We start from the raw sequence: 17,898 nt of genomic DNA, 5'->3' as shown, positions 1-17,898 counted from the left end.
GAGCCGCTTTTCCACAGCCGCGCGTGGTGGGTGATGCCGCAAACAGCTTCGGCCCGTAGGCTGGGCAGGTGAGCAGATTCAATGATGAGCAAGCCAAGCAACCGGCAGCGTTCCTGAGAGCGGCAGCCGGCGGGCAGCGCGTTACCGTCCTGCTGGCCGCCTTCGAGGGCTGGAACGACGCCGGTGATGCGGCCAGCGATGCCCTGAAGTACCTCCACCACCTGTGGGATGCCAAACGGGTGGGTTCGATTGAACCGGATGAATACTATGATTTCCAATTCACCAGGCCTGAAGTTCGTCTGACGTCCACCGGCGGACACAAAATCAAGTGGCCCGTCACCAAGATCGCCAAAGCTTCCGTGCCCGGGTCTTCTCTTGATGTGGTCCTGGTGCACGGGATTGAACCGTCCTACCGTTGGCGCGCTTACACGGCGGAATTACTGGCCAAGGCCGGCGAACTGAACGTTGACTACGTGGTGCTGGTAGGAGCCCTACTGGCAGATGTTCCCCACTCCCGCCCCATCCCCGTCACAGCAACGTGCGACGACGAACAGCTCGCCACCAGCTTGAACCTTGAACCGTCCCAATATGAGGGCCCCATAGGAATTGTGGGTGTGCTCAACGAGGTGGCCCTTCTGGCTGGGCTGCCCACCGTTTCCCTGTGGGCAGCCGTACCTCACTATGTGGCCCAGGCGCCCTCCCCCAAGGCGGAACTGGCCCTGCTCAATAAAATTGAGGATTACCTGGGGGTTTCCCTTCCCACCGCCGAGCTGGCCGAGGATGCCAGCGCCTGGGAACGCGGCGTCAATGATCTGGCCACAGAAGACGCGGAAATTGCCGCCTACGTCCAGCAGCTCGAAGAGGCCAAGGACACTGCGGAACTCCCCGAAGCCACCGGGGAGTCCATCGCCCAGGAATTCGAACGCTATCTGCGCCGGCGTGGTAACGAGCAGCAGTAGCGCTCCATTAGCTGCCGGCGCTGTGCAACGGTCTTTAGAGTTCGATCCCCAGCAGAGCCTCGAGCGTGTCGGAGACCAGATCGGCATCACGGTCTGATGCTTTACTCGCGTCGCTGACTGTGGATAGTTCTGCCCAGGCATCCACGGCTGCCAGTGCCCGCGGCGCATCCAGGTCTTGTGAGAGGGCTGCTCGCAGCTCGGCGAGCAGCACCTTTGCGGAGCCTTCGGCGGCCCGAGGTGCTGCCTTGCGCCAGCGGTCCAAACGGTCTTGCGCGGCTTCCAACAGTTCCTGAGTCCAGAACCAGTCGCTTCGGTAGTGGTGGGCCAGGATGGCCAGCCGGATTGCGGCTGGGTCTACCCCGTCGGCACGAAGTTGCGAGACGAGGACCAGGTTGCCCAGCGACTTGCTCATTTTCTCGCCGTCTAAACCGACCATGGCGGTATGCACGTAATGTGAGGCCATGGGCGTGTGGCTCAGTGCGTAGGCGTGACCGGCACCCATTTCATGGTGCGGGAAGATGAGATCACTGCCGCCACCTTGCACGGTGAAGGGCTTGGGTAGGAAGCGTTGGGCAATGACGGTGCATTCAATGTGCCAGCCCGGCCGTCCGGCACCCAGGGAGGAACCATTCCATGAGGGTTCGCCGTCCCGGGCTACCCGCCACAGCAGCGCATCGAGCGGGTGGCGCTTGCCAAGGCGGGCGGGGTCCCCACCGCGTTCGGCAAAGACTGGGAGCATTTGTTCTTGACTGAGGCCCGAAACCTGACCCAGCCACCACGGCGATTCGGGTTCGGCAAGTTTTTGTGCCGATGAGGCGCCTTCCACGGAGAAGTAAATATCGCCGTCGGGCTCTCCTGCACTGCCCTCAACAGCGTAGGCAAGCCCCTGTGCCACCAGGTCTTCAATCTCTGGGACGATCCATTCAATGGATTCGACGGCACCAATGTAGTGCTCCGGTGCCAGAACATTCAGAGCCTCCATGTCAGCATGGAACAGCTCCGTCTGGGATACTGCCAGCTCACGCCAGTCAACGCCGTCGCGGTTGGCCCGTTCCAGTAACGGATCATCAATATCCGTAACGTTCTGAACGTAGTTGACTGTGCGGTCGGCATCACGCCAGGCCCTGTTCAACAAGTCAAAGGCCACATAAGTTGCGGCATGGCCCATATGGGTGGCGTCGTAAGGGGTAATGCCGCAAACGTAGATGCTGGCCGGACCGGTATCTGCCAGAGTAACTACGCGTTGGCGTGTGGTCTCATGCAGGGAAAGGGCTGGCATGACGCCGGGCAACTGAGGCAGGGCGTGGGTCTTCCAAGTTTTCACAGGCACCAGCATATAGCTCGCAACTTACAAACAACACGAAGCTTGCTGTGAACTACCCCGGCGGCTTCCCAAAACTGTCAGGATGTTAGGGGGTAATGACGTTGGTACCTAGGAGGATAAACAACAGCAAACCCAACCCAATACGGTACCAAACAAAGGGCCGGAAGCTTTTGGTTGAGATGTACTTGAGGAACCAGCCAATGATGAGATATCCCACAACGAACGCAATGACCGTAGCGAGGATTGTTTCGCCTATGCCAAAAGGGCCCGCCGCACCCTCATGCTTACCGAAAATCTTGTACAGCTCATAGAAGCCGCTGCCAAAGACTGCGGGAATGGCCAGCAAAAATGCGTAACGCGCCGCCGCCTCGCGGGTGTATCCCATGAGCAGGCCTGCCGTGATGGTGCCGCCTGAGCGCGAAACCCCGGGAATCAGGGCCAGCGCCTGGGCAAAGCCGTACAGGATGCCGTGCTTGTAGCTCAGATCCTTGAGCCCACGTTTCTGGCTGGCCACGTGGTCAGCTACCGCCAGAAACAGGCCAAAGACTATGAGGGTGGTGGCAACCAGCCACAAGTTTCGCAGCGTGGATTCAATATGGCTTTGAAACACCACACCCAAAATTGCAATGGGGAGGCTGCCAATAATGACCAACCAGCCCATGCGGACGTCAGGATCGGTGCGCGGCACCCGCCCCCGCAGCGAACCCCACCAGGCTTTGATGATGCGCACGATGTCGCGCCAGAAGTACAGCAACACTGCAGTTTCCGTGCCCAACTGGCTGACAGCCGTAAAGGCCGCCCCAGGATCGGCGTCGGAGGGCAGGAATTTGCCAACAACAAAGAGGTGGGCGCTTGAGGAAATCGGGAGGAATTCAGTCAGGCCCTGGACAAGGCCTAAGAAGGCAGCTTCAAACCAGTTCACGGGTTTTAGCCTAGAGCATGTGCGGGGCCGTGGCGGCCAAGGGGCGCCGGGCCGGGCAATTCACACAGCTAATTCACCGTAAGCTTGCAGCTATGGAACAACGATTCATGGGCACCAGCGGACTGCGCGTTTCTGCCCTGACACTGGGCACAATGACCTGGGGAAATGAAACCAGCGCTGATACGGCACGGGCACAACTACGCGATTTCATCGACGCCGGGGGCACCACGCTGGACACTGCCGTCAGTTATGTTGAGGGGCGCAGTGAGGCAATTCTGGGCGAGTTGCTCGGCGATGTAGTCCCGCGCAGCGATGTTGTCCTGGTCTCCAAGGCAGGCATTAGCCACCGCAATGACAGACGTATGGTGGATACCTCACGCCGTGCAATGCTGGCCGGACTGGATGCCTCATTGGCGCGGTTGGGCACGGACCACCTGGATTTGTGGTTGGCGCACGTGTGGGATGAGAACGTTCCGTTGGAAGAGACGCTTGGCGCCCTGGAATTTGCTGTCAGCAGCGGACGTGTCCGCTATGCGGGAGTGTCCAACTACAACGGCTGGCAGCTGGCACGCGCCGCGTCCCTATCCGAGGCCACAATAGTGGCCAACCAGGTGGAGTACTCCCTGGTGGCGAGGGAGGCAGAAGCGGAAATCATTCCCGCAGCAGAGCACGTGGGCGCAGGGCTCTTGTGCTGGGCTCCACTGGGACGCGGTGTCCTGAGCGGAAAGTACCGTGGCCAGATTCCAGCTGACTCACGCGGAGCCAGCAGCACCATGGCCAGCTACGTGGAAAAGTATTTGGAAGGCCGCCCGGTTTGGATCACTGACGCGCTGGTGACGGCCGCTCAAGGATTGGGCCGCTCACCCGTTGATGTGGCGCTGGCCTGGCTCCTCGAGCACCACGCCGTTGCCTCCGCCGTGGTTGGCCCGCGCACACAAGAACAACTCCAGGACATTCTGAGCTCGTCACTGGATCAGCTGCCCGAACAAATAGTAAGTGTCCTCTGTGAAGTTTCCCGGCAGGATTAACGGGTGCTTGCCCCCGGTCAGCTGTACTAAAGTCAGCCGCTCCCAATCCAGCCGCACTAAAGTCAGCCGAATAAGGCTCTAGTCGCTGATGGGACCGTTCTGCGCTGAGTCCGAACCGTTGTCGCTGTTGTCACTGGTACCGTCGCCGTCGAAATCATCGTCGTCAAATTCGCCGTCATCGCCGTCTTCGCCGTAGATCACAAGGGGCGTCACTTCATCGAAGGCGTCGAAGAGAGCTTCTTCGTAGGCTTCAAAGGCGTCAATAATGCCTAGGAACGTTGCTTCAACAATGGGATCTTCCTCCCCGCGGCGAGCTGATGCAGCCACCAAGTGTTCTTCCAAGGCTGTGGTCAGTGCACTAAGTGCTGTGCGGGGATCGATGCTCATGCGTTTGACGGTACCAGTGAGTTAGGGAACTTGAAAGTCCTTATTCCGGGTGGAGGCCTTCCTCTGAGCGCGGCAAAGGGTAGCTTGGGATATACAAGCTGCCGTCACGGCCCAGAGGAAGGTCTGTTCATGCGTGAAAATCTCAAGAGAGCCCCTGCCGGGCGCGGGGCTCCCCTGCATCATTACGAATACCTCGAGATAACGCTAACCCCGGGTGAATCAGTCCCCGGCGCTTACCAGCGCCTGCGTGAACATGCAGAATATGGCCAGTGGGAATTGGCGCGCAGCACCTTGTACATGGGTGGACAGCGTAAATACGTGATGCGCCGCAAGGTGTTGAGGGTGGAACGGACCCTCAACATTTATTAAGCACGCACCACCCTTGCAACGGCTGCAAGCATTCCCTGCGCTCAATTTCTGAGCTGCACTAGGCACTGATGAACTGCACCAGCCTCTGAATTGCCGGTTTCTAGTCCTCCACCGGTCCCAGCCAGGCGTTGGCGATGGTGCTGTGGGCGGATTCATCGTCAGAGGGGTGGAACATTCCCGCCAAAACATCCCGGTACAGCCGGCCCAGTTCATTGCCGGCAAAGTAGCTGTTACCACCACTGACACGGATCATTAGATCCACCACAGTGCGCGCGGTTTCCGTGGCACGGATTTTCAGCCCCACCATTTTTGGGAACCATTGGCTGCCGTGATTGACTAACTGGTCCACGTCGCGGGCCACAGATTCCAGCTGCGGATACAGCCCGTCCATCGCCAAGGCTGCGTCAGCAATGCGCCAGCGAATATCGGGATCTTGCGCGTAGCTCTTGCCCGTTTTCTTGGACCGGCGTTTGTGTACCGTCTGCACACCGATCGCCAGCGCCCGCTCCCCCAGCCCCGTGTAGACGGCGGCCAGCAATGTTTCAAAGCAGGCGAAGATGGAAAAGATCAGCGGGTCAGCGTTGGGCCCCACAGGCAGTTTCCTGAACACGCGGTCCGCCGGGGCGGTGGCACCCTCAAGCACCGTGGTGCACGATTGGCTGGCTCGCATGCCCAGCGTGTTCCAGTCATCCTTGATGCTGTAGCCGGGTGTTTCCCGCGTGATGAAGGCGTGCACCAGCACCGGCGCTTCTCCCGTTTCATCCTTGCCGAAGATGCCTAGACGGGTCCAGGCCGGGGAGAGCGAGGTGAAGATTTTGGTCCCCGTGAAGGAATAACTGCCATCGCTCAGAGGTGCGGCCACCGTATTGGAATCAAAAAGCACCGAATCGTTGCCGGCTTCCGAGTTGCCAAAGGCAAACACCTCCCCGGCCACGGCCTCCTCCAGCACATAGCGGAGTGAGTTATCCCCACGCTCGTGTAGAAGGTGGGCGACGCCGGTCCACACCAAGTGCATGTTGATCGCCAAAGCGGTGGCCGGGGCCGCCGTCGCCAATCTGCGTTGCGCGGCCGCCGCCGCTTCCAAGCCAAAGCCGAGTCCGCCGTCGGACTCCGCGGCAAACATGCGCAGATAACCCTGCGCTTTCAGCTCAACCAAGTCCTCATGAAAGAACTCATTACGCTCGTCGTACCCTTTGGCGCGGTCACGGAAGCGCTCCAGTAAATCGTCCGGCAGTAGTTCGTGCAGCTGCGTACTCATGGTGATCTTTCTTAGTAGGTGCTGAGTAAACGGTCTAGGACGCGGGCGCCGAATTTCAAAGAATCGACGGGGACGCGCTCATCCACTCCGTGGAACATGCCGGTGAAATCCAGTTCCGGGGGCAGTTGTAGCGGGGCGAAGCCATAACCGGTGATCCCCAGGCGGCTCAGCGACTTGTTATCAGTGCCGCCGGAGAGCGTGTACGGCAGGACCGTGGAGCCCGGGTCTTCAGCGTGAAGGGAGTCAATCATGGCGTCCACAAGGTTGCCGGCGAACGGTGTTTCGAGCGAGACATCATTGTGGATAGTGGAAATATCGATCCCCTCTCCTGCCAGTTCGCGCACAATTTCCAGAACCTGTTCGTGTTGGCCCGGCAGGGTCCGGATGTCAATCATGGCTTCGGCTGTGCCGGGTATCACATTGGCCTTGTAACCTCCGGAAAGAAATGTGGGGTTGGCAGTATTTTGTAAGGTTGCGCCCACAAAGCGTGAAACAGTACCCAACTGGCTTAGTAAGGTGTCCGGGTTTGATTCATCAAATTCAATGCCTGTCAGCTCCGAGACGCCCTCAAGGAATGCGCGGGTGGTGTCGGTGTACTCGATGGGCCAGGTGTAATCACCAATCCGGGTGACGGCACGGGCCAACCGGGTCACCGCGTTGTCCGTATTGATGTGGGAGCCGTGCCCTGCCCTGCCGTGGGCGGTCAGACGCAGCCAGGCCAGACCCTTTTCCGCCGTTTGCAGCAGGTACGCGCGCTGACCATTGATCTCCGTAGAGAAGCCGCCCACCTCGGAGATTGCTTCCGTGGCGCCCTCAAAGAGGTCCGGACGGTTGTCAACGGACCAGCGGGCCCCGTAAGTGCCGCCAGCTTCCTCATCGGCAAAGAACGCAAAGACAATGTCACGCTTGGGTTTGCGGCCTTCACGGCCCATAGACCGCATGACGGAAAGGATCATGGCGTCCATGTCCTTCATGTCTACGGCACCCCGACCCCAGATCAGCCCGTCCCGCTGTTCACCACCAAAAGGGTCCACACTCCAATCCGCGGCCAGTGCCGGAACCACATCCAAGTGCCCGTGCACCACAAGTGCCGGAAGGGACGAGTCCTCTCCTTCAATTCGGGTGACCACATTGGCACGCCCGGGTGAGGACTCATACAACTCCGGTGCGAGTCCGGCCTCGGAGATGAGCACCGCGGTATGCTCGGCAATGGCCCGCTCCCCCGGACCTTCATTGTCGGCGTAGTTACTGGTGTCGAAGCGAATGAGATCGGCACAGATGCCTGCAACTTCATCCTCGGGCCTGACGGTATTCACGGCATAACTCCTCTGACTGGTGCGTTTGATCCAGCCTACCTTTTGTGACGTTTCTAGCTCCCGGCGTGCCCCAAAACCGTAGGGCAGGACTCGATTGTTGTTTCTGGCAAAAGTCGTGCTATTGTTTTCATCGCTGCTGCAGGGAACAACGATTCAAACGAGAGTAAGAATCAGATTCCTGCGATCACCTGCGCGGGTGGCGGAATGGCAGACGCGCTAGCTTGAGGTGCTAGTCCTGGAAACGGGGTGAGGGTTCAAGTCCCTTTCCGCGCACTGACAGACTCCCTGGGAACCACGGTTCTCAGGGAGTCTTTTTGTTTGCCCAAAAACAGGGTCAGTAGCCAACTACCCAGAGAAGGTAGCTATGTGCCGAACGTCACCATGCTGAAGTTGGGTGGCATCACTGGCATCACTGGCTTCCCTGCTGTGGCTTTCATAGTTTTTGCTTTCATCCTTTTTACTTTCATGCTTTCAATGTCAGTGCCTCTCGCTAGAGTCCCAGGTAAGGAAGCGTCCACCGTTTCCTGGACCGCAGGCACACCAGGTACTCACGGCCCAACACCAGGGCAAAAGCCCCAGCACAAGGAGCCTCCTCATGAAAACGGAACAGGAACCGGGCCGCAAGGCGGAGAAAACCCTCAAACTCATCACCAAGTTGCTCGCCAAGGCCGCCAACACGCCCTTCCCCGCCGAAGCCCAGGCTTTTCAAGAACATGCCGAACGGCTCATGGTCCGCTACGGAATAGAGCAGGCCACGATCGATGCAGAAGCCGGAAAGTCAGGCAAGCCACAAGAGCTCATGGTGGAAGAGCGGGTGGAATTTTCTGGCCAGTACCGGGTGGGTCAGGCGCGCGGTTTCACCATGATCGCCTTGGCGTTTAATACTGTCCGGGTCCTGCAGGCCACTGGTAGCAGTAAAAAAGTCCTTTACCTGATCGGAGCCGAATCCGATGTGGCGCAGATTGTGCGGCTCTTGGTTTCGTTACGACTGCAAGTGGAATCAGCCATGACGAACTGGTGGATCTCATATCTGAACAAGGACTTCCTGAGCGCCCATGAAAAGACTCTGGAGCGCAGGCAATTTCAACTGGGTTTTCTTATGACAGTTGCTGGCAGGATTGAGTCCATTTACAGTGCCGAGGTAGCAACGGACGGCTCCGGCAATGAACTGGTACTGAGCAGCCGCCGTGACCGTGCAGATGAGCATGTCAGCGTGTTGTACCCGGCGATTCGCCCGGCACGCCGCCACACCATGTCAATGGGCTCCCCCAGCGCCCATTCAGCAGGCAGTTACGCGGGCACCTTGGCAAGAGTCAACAGCTCCGTAGGTGCGCCCGGCCGCCGCACTTTAGAAAGCTGAAAAGATAGGCTAGCCACGACATTCATCAGGCAGCAGAAGGCAACCACCCATGGCGCACTGTAGCTCAGCTCGGATTGCCGGGTTCGTTGCGTCCGTAGCTGCCGTGGCTCTGGCCCTCACACCGCCTCTTGTCCCACGCCAGGCACTCTTTCAAGGATTCCTGGCGGTTTGAGCTTTTAGGCTGGCGTATCGTGCTGCGTCCTAGCTGTGGCGAACCGAGGATACCTTCCAGCAGCGGCGGGCCCAGCAGGCTGGCCACACTACTCAGGCTTCAGACGCCACGCACGCTGCCACCTCCGTACTCACTGCTCAGGCAGCTGCCCTTGCTGCGGTGACCCTGCAGGTGGCCTTTGACATGTTCATGGGAGAGGCTGTTCCAGCCCGTCACTGTCACAATTTTGGTGAGGTGGCGGTCCAGGCCTGGAATGGGGTCTCCCCCAGTGGCCTGGACCAGTCCGCCGTCGAGCGGATTCAGGGGATCATTGCAGCCTACCCGTATCAGGAGCCAACAAGCCTTTAGTCAGCTGTTACGGTGCCGCTGAAGAAGCGTCTGGTGCTGCGGGCGTTCCATGCGGTGAACTCCGAGCCCAGCCAGAGACCATCCTCAGATTCTCGGTCAAGGACCTCTAAGGCGACGGTGGCAGGCAAGAAGATGGGCGAGTCAAAGCTGATGTCCCAGCTGAAGGAATGCGGTTTGGAACTCGGAACCGTGGCCAGAACGCGGGACGCGGCGTACATGCCATGGGCTATGGAGCGCCGCAGGCCCAGCGCCTTGGCCGTCAGTACGCTCAGGTGGATCGGGTTGAAATCGCCCGATACCGCTGCATAGGCACGCCCCGTATCAACGCCCAGGCGCCACTCTGCGGTGGGTGCTGGCGGCACAAAGTCCTCCCGCATGGGAGCGGCCGTCGGCTTGTCCAGCCCAGGCAGGAAAACACCCTTGGCCAGGTACGTGGAAATTCCCCGCCACAACAATTCCGTACCGTCCGCAGTGTGGATTTCACTCACGAGCTGCACCTGAGTACCGCTTCGGTGACCGCTCAGATCCCGCGCCCAGGCCCGGACGGTCAACTTATCCGTGAAGAGCACGGGAGCCAGCTGTTCCACCTGATTGCGCAGGTGAATCATTCCCAATAGTGGCAGCGGAAAGTCTTCCTGGACCATGACGGACATGGCCACGGGAAACACCAGTGCGTGCAAATAGCCGGAGGGCAACACATCACGGGCCGGCTCTCCCATCAGGTGGGCAAACTCTGTGACCTTGGCAAGGTTGGCCTGCACACCGCGGACTTCCACAGCGCGAGACGGCAACGCCACAACGGGTTGGGCCCGGAGCAGCTTGGATTTAGCCGCAGCAGCAGCAGCATTGATGTAAAGCTTGGACAGCGATGGCATCTCTGTCAACAACGTTTCCTCGCTCATTGCCCCACCAAGTTCTGCCCGCACACCCTCAGCACATTCGCCGTGACACCGGCAGCGTTGGGCTGCGCAAAGAAGGCGATCGCTTCGGCAACATCACCGGGTTTGCCGCCCTGTTGAAGGCTGTTCAGGCGCCGGGCAACTTCCCGTGTGGCGAAGGGAATCTTCGCCGTCATCTCCGTTTCAATGAATCCAGGTGCGACGGCGTTCACCGTACCTCCGCGTTCGGCCAACAACGGCGCAGTAGACCAGACCATGCCCATAACCCCTGCCTTCGACGCCGCATAGTTGCTTTGACCCCGGTTCCCGGCAATACCGCTGGTGGAGGCAACGCTGATGATCCGTGAATTGTTACCAAACGCCGGGCTGGCGAGGAACACCTCGTTCATGCGCAGTTGCGAGGCAATATTTACGGCGATGACGGAGTCCCATTTGGCACCATCCATATTGGCCAACAACTTATCCCGGGTGATTCCGGCGTTGTGCACCACAATGTCCAGGCGCCCGTAGCGGGAGATGGCGTGTTCTAAGATGCGCTCCCCGGCGTCAGCACTAGTGATATCCAGCTGCAGTGCCGTGCCATGGATCTCATTGGCAACCGCTGCCAGGTGATCTCCAGCTGCTGGCACATCGACGACGAAAACGGTTGCACCGTCGCGGGCAAGTGTCCGCGCAATTGCTGCGCCAATGCCCCGGGCCGCGCCCGTGACCACCGCAACGGATCCGGTCAGTGGTTTGGTCCAATCCGGTTCGGTGACGGATCCTGCGCAGGATGCAGTGAGGAACTGTCCATCAACGAATGCCGAGCGGCCCGAAAGGAAGAAACGCAGCGCCGACATGGCACTGGGTGCGTCCGCTGCAATACCGTTTGCCAGCACAATCCCATTGGCTGTGGCCCCGGCACGCAGTTCCTTGGCCAGTGAGCGCACAATTCCGTCCACCCCGTTGCGTGCCGCGGCAACTGCGGGGGTGTCTGTGCTGGAAGCCTGCCGGGAGATGCTGACCACCCGGGCGTTCCGGTTCAGGCCACGCAAGGCCGCGGCGACGCTGAGCATGGGCGCGGAAAGTTGCTCAGGATGCCCCAGCTCGTCCAAGACCACCACGATGGCGCCCAACTTTTCCTTGGGCGCGGTGTGCCGGCGAACATCTTGGTGCCAGCTAAGCAACACTGTTGCAACGGCGTCGGCCCCTGCTCCTTGGCCAACAACCAGAATGGGGCCCTCAACCAGCGGGGCAAGAGGCGAATACCGCCGCAGGATGGCCGGCTGCGGCAAACCCAAACGCTTTGCCAGATCCTTACCCAGGCCACGGCTGACAAACTCTGTGTACTTGTCTGAATTTTGCTGCGGTCGCGAAGTCTTATTGTGCGGGTTCATGGAATTAGCGCCCTTCCATGATGATGACAACGCTTTGGCCGCCGGCGGCGCAGACCGATATCAAGCCGCGGGCCGGGCGGCCATCCACCTGACCGCGTTCATGGAGCATCTTAGCCAGCGAGGCAACCAAGCGCCCCCCTGTGGCGGCGAAGGGATGACCCGCAGCCAGCGAGGACCCGTTGACGTTGAGCTTGGTCCGGTCAATGGAACCAAAGGCATCATCTAAGCCCAGACGGGTTTTGCTAAACTCCTCGTCCTCCCACGCTGCCAGTGTGGAAAGGACAGTACCGGCGAAGGCCTCATGAATTTCAAAGTAGTCGAAGTCGGCTAGCGTCAATCCGTTGCGGGCCAGCAGGCGCGGGACCGCGAACGCGGGAGCCATGAGCAGCCCGTCCTTGCCGTGGACAAAGTCGACTGCCGCCGCCTCGCCGTCAACGATGTCAGCCAGAATGGGCAGATCGCGTGCGGTGGCCCATTCCTCGGAGGCCAGCAGCACAGTTGCGGCACCGTCAGTCAGCGGGGTGGAGTTCCCTGCCGTCATGGTCGCGGCATCCCCGAGGGACTTGCCGAAGGCCGGCTTGAGCTTGGCCAGCTTCTCCATGCTGGTATCGGCGCGCAGGTTGGAGTCACGGTTCAGTCCGCGGAAGGGCGTGATGAGGTCATCGAAGAAGTGGTTGTCATAGGCTGCCGCAAGGTTCTTGTGACTGGCAAGGGCGAGCTCATCCTGGGCCTCGCGGCTGATCTTCCACTGTGCCGTGGTGAGTGCCTGATGCTCACCCATGGAAAGTCCCGTGCGCGGTTCACCAGTGGAGGGTGCATCCGGGGAGAGATCCTTGGGCCGGATGCGGCTGATGATCTTGGCCTTCTGCCCCATGGTCTTGGCACGGTTCAGATCAAGCAGGATGGCACGTAGACCTTCGCTGACGGCGATGGGTGCATCCGAGGCAGAGTCCACCCCGCCGGCAATGGCGGAATCAATCTGACCCAACTTGATCTTGTTGGAAAGTCCAATCACGGCTTCCATTCCTGTGGCGCAGGCCTGCTGGAGATCATAGGCAGGGGTGGTTGCAGATAGTGCGGAACCCAGTACGGCTTCCCGGGTGAGGTTGAAGTCTCGTGAATGTTTCAGTACTGCGCCGGCGGCAACTTCACCAATTTCCTCGTCAGCCAGACCAAACCGGGCCACCAAACCATCTAGGGCAGCTGTCAGCATGTCCTGGTTAGAGGAATGCGAGTATGCGCCGCCCGAACGTGCGAAGGGAATTCGATTGCCACCAACAACTACTGCTTTACGCAGGGCAGCACGGGACGTGGGGGCAGAGGCCACCTTTGCTCCATGCTTCGTGTCAACGGAATGCTGATTCTCTGCTGCTGAGTGGTTTGTCATGAGGCTCTCTTCTACGGGGACACCGATTGTTACTGATACTCAGCGTACCTGATACGCTGAGTATCGTGAACTCGTTACAGCAAGAGCCAACAGCATCCTCCCACTCCTCCTCGCCTTCTTCCTTGGCCTGCTCCGCGGACTCCTCCTTGCCCGGACCTGCCAAGGCCGCTGACGCCTCCCTCGACGGGCGTTCGGTGCGATGGGAATCCCACCGTGAGGAACGCCGTCGTTCCTTGATTCAGGCAACCCGCCGGGCCATCCACAGGCTGGGGGCAGACGCCTCCATGGAGGAGATAGCCGTCACGGCAGGAACGTCAAAGTCTGTTTTCTACCGCTACTTTGGCGATAAGTCAGGGTTGCGCCACGCTGTGGGAGCCGTAGTGATCCGGCAGATGCAGCAAACCATTGCCGCGGCCCGCCAAGGTGCAAGCTCCCCCCGCGAAGGGGTGACCGCAATGATTTCCGCCTACCTTCAAATGGCGCAGACCTCCCCCAACGTCTACTTCTTTGCCACGCTTCCAGACGATGGTGAAGCCCGGCCCTCTGGTGAGTTGACGGGGTTCTTTGACAGCGTCACGGCCATGATCACCGAGCCGATGGGGCATCTGCTGGGCGATCCCAACTCCCCGCTGGTGGATTACTGGCCCCAAGCAGCCATAGGCATGGTGCGCACGGCAGGGGAATTGTGGCTCCAGACCCCGGATCTTGACAACAAGCCAGATTTCACAACCATGGCTGGGCAAATTTCGGCCTGGCTGTTCGACGGCGTGGGGCAGCTTGTCCCCCTCACGCCCCCTCACCGTTCAACAACAGCAGCAGAAGGAAAATCATGACGCAGACAATGAATCCGCTTTCGCCCGCAGCCAACAACAGCGACGCTGGCGTCGATGTTGCCGCGCTGGGTGAACTACTCCTAGGCAAGTGGGCCGATGTTCGTCTTGCAGCCCGCGCCTTGGCAGGGAACCCGGAACTCCACAAGATTGAGGGGCTCACTCACACCGAGCACCGCAAACGGGTCTTCCAACAGCTAGGCATTTTGGTGCAACAAAACGGCGTCCACCGTGCTTTCCCCACCCGTCTTGGCGGTAGCGATGACCATGGCGGCAATGTTGCCGGCTTTGAGGAACTCGTCATTGCCGACCCGTCCCTGCAAATCAAGGGCGGCGTCCAGTGGGGCCTCTTCGGCTCCGCAGTACTGCACTTGGGTAATCAGGAGCACCAGGACAAATGGCTGCCTGGCATCATGAATCTGGACATCCCCGGCTCTTTCGCCATGACGGAGATTGGGCACGGCTCCGATGTAGCCTCCATCGCAACCACTGCCACCTATGATGCCTCGAGCCAGGAGTTCGTCATCAACACGCCGTTCGCCGCTGCGTGGAAGGAGTACATCGGAAACGCGGCCGTAGACGGTATTGCTGCCGTGGTGTTTGCCCAGCTCATCACCAAGGGCGTCAACCACGGAGTGCATGCGTTCTACGTTGACCTGCGCGACCCCAAAACCAAGGAGTTCCTACCCGGAATACAGGGCCGTGATGACAACATCAAGGGCGGGCTAAACGGCATTGACAACGGGCGGCTCGCTTTCGACAACGTTCACATCCCCCGCACCAACCTGCTCAACCGCTATGGCGATGTGGCCCCCGATGGCAGCTACAGCTCCCCCATCGCAAGCCCCGGCCGGCGCTTCTTTACCATGCTGGGCACCTTGGTCCAGGGCCGTGTTTCTCTCAACGGTGCAGCCGTTGCTGCTTCCAAAGTTGCCTTGAAGATCGCCATTCAGTACGCCACTGAACGCCGTCAATTCAACGCAGCCTCAGACACTGAAGAAGTAGTGCTGCTGGATTACCAGCGCCACCAGCGCCGACTATTGCCACTGCTGGCAACTACGTACGCGGCCGCGTTCGCCCATGAGGATCTTCTGGTGAAGTTCAATGATGTTTTCTCCGGTGCGCATGACACCGACGAAGACCGGCAGGATCTGGAGACTCTCGCGGCCGCCTACAAATCACTGACCACCTGGCACGCCTTGGAGACGCTGCAGGAATGCCGCGAGGCCTGCGGTGGCGCTGGCTTTATGGCGGAAAACCGATTTACCTCGTTGCGGGCAGACCTTGATGTTTACGCCACTTTTGAAGGCGATAACACGGTACTTCTGCAGTTGGTGGCCAAGCGCCTTCTGGCTGACTACAGCAAGGAGTTCCGTAACCTGGACTTCGGCGTTCTTGCTCGTTTCGTGGCTGGAGCGGCCGCTGATCTGACCCTTAACAAGACAGGCCTGCGTCAGGTGGCGCAGTTTGTTTCTGACACGGGTTCCGCTCAAAAGTCGGCCAAGGCGCTAAAAGATGCCGGTACACAGCACCAGATGCTGGCTGACCGGGTGCAGACCATGGTGGCCGAAGTTGCTGGAGCTTTGAAGGAAGCTGCGAAGCAGCCGAAGGATAAGGGTGCACAGATATTCAATGACCACCAGAATGATCTCATTGAAGCTGCCCGGGCCCATGCTGAACTGTTGCAGTGGGAATCGTTCACGGCAGCACTTGGCAGGATTTCTGATCCGGGAACCAAGCGGGTTATGACGCGCCTGCGGGACCTTTTTGGCCTGTCCTTGATTGAAAAGCACCTGGACTGGTACTTGATGAACGGCCGAATTTCCATGTTGCGCGCCCGCACCCTTGCCCCTTATATTAACCGAGTGCTTAGCAAGTTGCGGCCGCATGCACTGGATCTGGTGGATGCCTTCGGCTACGGTCCAGAACACCTGCGCGCCACCATCGCCACGGGAATTGAGCGTGAGCGCCAAGATGAAGCTCGCGACTACTACCGTAAGCTGCGTGCCAGCTCAGATGGTCCTATAGATGAGAAGATTTTGATCCAGCGGGCAAAGACTGCCGCCAAGAAGTAGTTGTCTGTGACGTATGGCGGCGGGTTGATTCCGCCGCCGTACGTCTTGCTGGGGTTAGTTTTGTTTGGGGCGTGCCCTAACAGCCGACGCCGTGGGGGTTGACAATGCAATCGTCGGCGTAGAGGTGGGTTTCGGCACGCCAGACAGTGAGCGGCAGTGCTGGGGAGGCGATGTTTCCCTGGCCGGGGATGGGTAGTTCCGGGCCACCATTGACCGAGTAGCTGCCATTAAAGTGTGTTGTGAGTCCGATTGTCAGCCGTCCAGTTTCGGTGTAGACGTGGCTGGTTTGTGTTTGTTCACCGATGCGGTCGGCATGTAGTGGCGCCCCATGGATGGGCGTCGGGCCCCAAGTTGTACCATCGCCGTAATCCCAGGTGTAGCCCGCAGGCGTAGCAGTAATGGTGACGTTTTGGCCCAGCATGCTCAGGTTGAATGTCTGCGTTTTCGCCGCAGCCCAAACGTTAGTTTCCTTCCCGCGGAGGGTATGAGGGCCGGGCTGGCTGCCGAATTCTGCCGCGGCTATTGGGGTTCGCTGAAATTCGTGAGCGATCTGGCCTGCAATCTCGGCAAGTAAATCCCTCGGCTTTTCGCCAAAGATGCACACAGGACCAGAATGAAATGCCCATACTTTCTGGGCAGCATTCTTTAATGTCGAATACCAATAGACCACGGTTCCAGGCTCTCCACCATCGCCGCCGCCACATTCTGGCATTACGGCAGCACATTCCGGAAACACTGCGGAATCGCCTGAGGTACAAGCAACCCGGGCCTCGTAGAGAAAGGGATCTGCTGGACCTGCCGACGGAGTCTGCTCCAAATAGTCTCCACCTCCGGACGGGTTCCATCCCTCGGTGACGAGATCTGAATCGTCCCAGTTCGGAATGTCAATCTCACCCAATGCCAGCCCAATTGGCGGCTGAAGAACAATCGAGATTATCAACATTGCTTGTTGTGAAGTCGCTAGGAAACGTTTCATGATCACTGTTTTGCAACCGCTTCGGCTGTCTGGGCTTGCCAGTGGTTGTCTATAAATCTTGCGACCACGATGTTGGCCCGCGCGCCACCTTGAGGGCGCTCACTCCGCAGAATCTTGTTTGCATCATAGGCCCGAACCTGCGCCTGCTGAATCATGAGGATGACTTGGTAGGTCCCGTCGGGTGTCTGCTCGAAAGACGCCGTTGACTGATGCACTGTCATCCGACCACCAGCAATCCAGCCTCCACTCTCATACAATTCCGCGATCGGTTGATTGACAAATATGCAGGGCTTACAAGCGGGTTCAGTAATTTCCATCATCGGTCCAGAACCGCCAGTCTCATAGACATAACCAAGGGTTGAGTACCAGTATTCAGCAAAGGCAATCAGCCCGTCTTTGGTAAACTCTGTGGCCTTGTCAGGCAAAACTGGGACAGGTACGTTTTCGGCAGGACCTTTGTCCGTAGCGGGTTTGTAGACAGCTGGAGTCGGTGCTGGTTCCGAGGTGATGGCCGGTTGGCTGCCGACAACAGTGGGCGCCCCTGGTGAGCTGGTTGCCATTTCTTTCGGTGCTGATGAGCAACCAACCAAGATCAATATGCTTATTACTGACAGCCCCAGAATGGCTCGACGCCCGCCCGGACGTCCACCTTCAGTGTGGCGCATCGCCTGCCCCCAAGTCTGCTGCCTGACAGCGGCTTCCCCGTTGAAGTCGTTGCGGTTGGCTTGGTTCCAAAATACAGTGCAGCCGCCTGACACGCCACCACGTTATCCACAGCCCAGCTATTGAACTGTTCTGGGCGCCCTCTACTCTGGCTGACAGACTCCAATTCGGTAGTCAGTGGTCCGCTTTCCGGATCTCGACGGCCGTGGTGGCGGTGTTGTTTCCTCCACAGGGGTGTTGGTGATGTGG

16 protein-coding genes and 1 tRNA gene are annotated in these 17,898 nt (G+C 59.2%); 7 read left to right on the top strand and 10 right to left on the bottom strand.

Annotation, left to right across the window (positions count from 1 at the left end):
• Positions 1 to 68: 68 nt before the first annotated feature.
• The gene (locus CVS29_RS12975) at positions 69 to 959 is read left to right on the top strand and encodes a PAC2 family protein (protein WP_110106756.1); all 891 of its coding nucleotides are present in this window, start codon (positions 69 to 71) and stop codon (positions 957 to 959) included.
• 34 nt (positions 960 to 993) lie between these two features.
• Here CVS29_RS12975 and mshC read toward each other — a convergent pair whose 3' ends face one another.
• Together mshC and CVS29_RS12965 are read right to left on the bottom strand one after the other, a co-directional pair.
• On the bottom strand, positions 994 to 2,283 hold the full coding sequence (mshC, locus tag CVS29_RS12970; protein ID WP_110106874.1) for a cysteine--1-D-myo-inosityl 2-amino-2-deoxy-alpha-D-glucopyranoside ligase: 1,290 nt from the start codon (positions 2,281 to 2,283) through the stop codon (positions 994 to 996).
• A gap of 85 nt (positions 2,284 to 2,368) precedes the next feature.
• Entirely contained in the window at positions 2,369 to 3,205 is an 837-nt protein-coding gene (locus CVS29_RS12965) for an undecaprenyl-diphosphate phosphatase (protein WP_110106755.1), read from the bottom strand.
• A 92-nt stretch (positions 3,206 to 3,297) separates the two neighbouring features.
• On the opposite strand from CVS29_RS12965, the gene CVS29_RS12960 reads away from it, so the two are divergent.
• Positions 3,298 to 4,233 (top strand): aldo/keto reductase, encoded by a 936-nt coding sequence (locus CVS29_RS12960; RefSeq protein ID WP_110106873.1) that lies wholly within the window; start codon positions 3,298 to 3,300, stop codon positions 4,231 to 4,233.
• Between the two features lie 78 nt (positions 4,234 to 4,311).
• Here CVS29_RS12960 and CVS29_RS12955 read toward each other — a convergent pair whose 3' ends face one another.
• Complete coding sequence (locus CVS29_RS12955; RefSeq protein WP_110106754.1) at positions 4,312 to 4,620, bottom strand: hypothetical protein; 309 nt, start codon at positions 4,618 to 4,620, stop codon at positions 4,312 to 4,314.
• A gap of 129 nt (positions 4,621 to 4,749) precedes the next feature.
• Between CVS29_RS12955 and CVS29_RS12950 the strand changes: the two genes are divergently transcribed.
• On the top strand, positions 4,750 to 4,989 hold the full coding sequence (locus CVS29_RS12950) for a DUF5703 family protein (RefSeq protein WP_110106753.1): 240 nt from the start codon (positions 4,750 to 4,752) through the stop codon (positions 4,987 to 4,989).
• Positions 4,990 to 5,089: 100 nt separating this feature from the next.
• On the opposite strand, the gene CVS29_RS12945 is transcribed toward CVS29_RS12950, so the two are convergent.
• Together CVS29_RS12945 and CVS29_RS12940 are read right to left on the bottom strand one after the other, a co-directional pair.
• The gene (locus tag CVS29_RS12945; protein WP_110106752.1) at positions 5,090 to 6,247 is read right to left on the bottom strand and encodes an acyl-CoA dehydrogenase family protein; all 1,158 of its coding nucleotides are present in this window, start codon (positions 6,245 to 6,247) and stop codon (positions 5,090 to 5,092) included.
• A gap of 11 nt (positions 6,248 to 6,258) precedes the next feature.
• Positions 6,259 to 7,563 carry a M20/M25/M40 family metallo-hydrolase gene (locus tag CVS29_RS12940; protein WP_110106751.1) on the bottom strand — a complete coding sequence of 435 codons (1,305 nt, stop codon included), beginning with the start codon at positions 7,561 to 7,563 and terminating at the stop codon, positions 6,259 to 6,261.
• Positions 7,564 to 7,753: 190 nt separating this feature from the next.
• Here CVS29_RS12940 and CVS29_RS12935 point away from each other — a divergent pair.
• Together CVS29_RS12935 and CVS29_RS12930 are read left to right on the top strand one after the other, a co-directional pair.
• Positions 7,754 to 7,836: transfer RNA gene (locus CVS29_RS12935), tRNA-Leu, on the top strand.
• A gap of 322 nt (positions 7,837 to 8,158) precedes the next feature.
• Positions 8,159 to 8,923 carry a DUF2786 domain-containing protein gene (locus CVS29_RS12930; protein ID WP_110106750.1) on the top strand — a complete coding sequence of 255 codons (765 nt, stop codon included), beginning with the start codon at positions 8,159 to 8,161 and terminating at the stop codon, positions 8,921 to 8,923.
• Between the two features lie 516 nt (positions 8,924 to 9,439).
• Here CVS29_RS12930 and CVS29_RS12920 read toward each other — a convergent pair.
• From CVS29_RS12920 to CVS29_RS12910, 3 genes are read right to left on the bottom strand one after another with little or no spacing between them, the layout of a single operon-like run.
• Complete coding sequence (locus tag CVS29_RS12920; protein WP_110106748.1) at positions 9,440 to 10,345, bottom strand: MaoC family dehydratase; 906 nt, start codon at positions 10,343 to 10,345, stop codon at positions 9,440 to 9,442.
• The gene (locus CVS29_RS12915; protein WP_110106747.1) at positions 10,342 to 11,718 is read right to left on the bottom strand and encodes a 3-oxoacyl-ACP reductase; all 1,377 of its coding nucleotides are present in this window, start codon (positions 11,716 to 11,718) and stop codon (positions 10,342 to 10,344) included. The genes CVS29_RS12920 and CVS29_RS12915 overlap by 4 nt, the downstream gene beginning before the upstream one ends.
• Before the next feature lie 4 nt (positions 11,719 to 11,722).
• Entirely contained in the window at positions 11,723 to 13,105 is a 1,383-nt protein-coding gene (locus CVS29_RS12910; protein WP_110106746.1) for an acetyl-CoA C-acetyltransferase, read from the bottom strand.
• A gap of 65 nt (positions 13,106 to 13,170) precedes the next feature.
• Between CVS29_RS12910 and CVS29_RS12905 the strand changes: the two genes are divergently transcribed.
• Together CVS29_RS12905 and CVS29_RS12900 are read left to right on the top strand one after the other, a co-directional pair.
• Complete coding sequence (locus CVS29_RS12905; RefSeq protein ID WP_110106745.1) at positions 13,171 to 13,938, top strand: TetR/AcrR family transcriptional regulator; 768 nt, start codon at positions 13,171 to 13,173, stop codon at positions 13,936 to 13,938.
• Positions 13,935 to 16,010, top strand: a complete 2,076-nt coding sequence (locus CVS29_RS12900; RefSeq protein WP_110106744.1) for an acyl-CoA dehydrogenase family protein — start codon at positions 13,935 to 13,937, stop codon at positions 16,008 to 16,010. Before CVS29_RS12905 ends, CVS29_RS12900 begins: the two co-directional genes overlap by 4 nt.
• Before the next feature lie 76 nt (positions 16,011 to 16,086).
• On the opposite strand, the gene CVS29_RS18920 is transcribed toward CVS29_RS12900, so the two are convergent.
• Together CVS29_RS18920 and CVS29_RS12890 are read right to left on the bottom strand one after the other, a co-directional pair.
• Positions 16,087 to 16,986 carry a PKD domain-containing protein gene (locus CVS29_RS18920; RefSeq protein ID WP_218867998.1) on the bottom strand — a complete coding sequence of 300 codons (900 nt, stop codon included), beginning with the start codon at positions 16,984 to 16,986 and terminating at the stop codon, positions 16,087 to 16,089.
• A gap of 2 nt (positions 16,987 to 16,988) precedes the next feature.
• On the bottom strand, positions 16,989 to 17,744 hold the full coding sequence (locus CVS29_RS12890) for a DUF6318 family protein (protein ID WP_146213049.1): 756 nt from the start codon (positions 17,742 to 17,744) through the stop codon (positions 16,989 to 16,991).
• Positions 17,745 to 17,898 lie beyond the last annotated feature (154 nt).

It is taken from the genome of Arthrobacter psychrochitiniphilus (genome assembly GCF_003185915.1).
Classification (GTDB): Bacteria; Actinomycetota; Actinomycetes; order Actinomycetales; family Micrococcaceae; genus Specibacter; species Specibacter psychrochitiniphilus.
Note: the sequence above shows the minus strand (reverse complement) of the source record. Positions and strands in the feature narration are given on the sequence as shown.

Coding starts and splice junctions, on each gene's coding strand:
- CVS29_RS12960 (WP_110106873.1), top strand. CDS start 3,298: ATGGAACAACGATTCATGGGCACCAGCGGACTGCGCGTTTCTGCCCTG.
- CVS29_RS12955 (WP_110106754.1), bottom strand. CDS start 4,620: ATGAGCATCGATCCCCGCACAGCACTTAGTGCACTGACCACAGCCTTG.
- CVS29_RS12950 (WP_110106753.1), top strand. CDS start 4,750: ATGCGTGAAAATCTCAAGAGAGCCCCTGCCGGGCGCGGGGCTCCCCTG.
- CVS29_RS12945 (WP_110106752.1), bottom strand. CDS start 6,247: ATGAGTACGCAGCTGCACGAACTACTGCCGGACGATTTACTGGAGCGC.
- CVS29_RS12930 (WP_110106750.1), top strand. CDS start 8,159: ATGAAAACGGAACAGGAACCGGGCCGCAAGGCGGAGAAAACCCTCAAA.
- CVS29_RS12920 (WP_110106748.1), bottom strand. CDS start 10,345: ATGAGCGAGGAAACGTTGTTGACAGAGATGCCATCGCTGTCCAAGCTT.
- CVS29_RS12915 (WP_110106747.1), bottom strand. CDS start 11,718: ATGAACCCGCACAATAAGACTTCGCGACCGCAGCAAAATTCAGACAAG.
- CVS29_RS12910 (WP_110106746.1), bottom strand. CDS start 13,105: ATGACAAACCACTCAGCAGCAGAGAATCAGCATTCCGTTGACACGAAG.
- CVS29_RS12900 (WP_110106744.1), top strand. CDS start 13,935: ATGACGCAGACAATGAATCCGCTTTCGCCCGCAGCCAACAACAGCGAC.
- CVS29_RS18920 (WP_218867998.1), bottom strand. CDS start 16,986: ATGAAACGTTTCCTAGCGACTTCACAACAAGCAATGTTGATAATCTCG.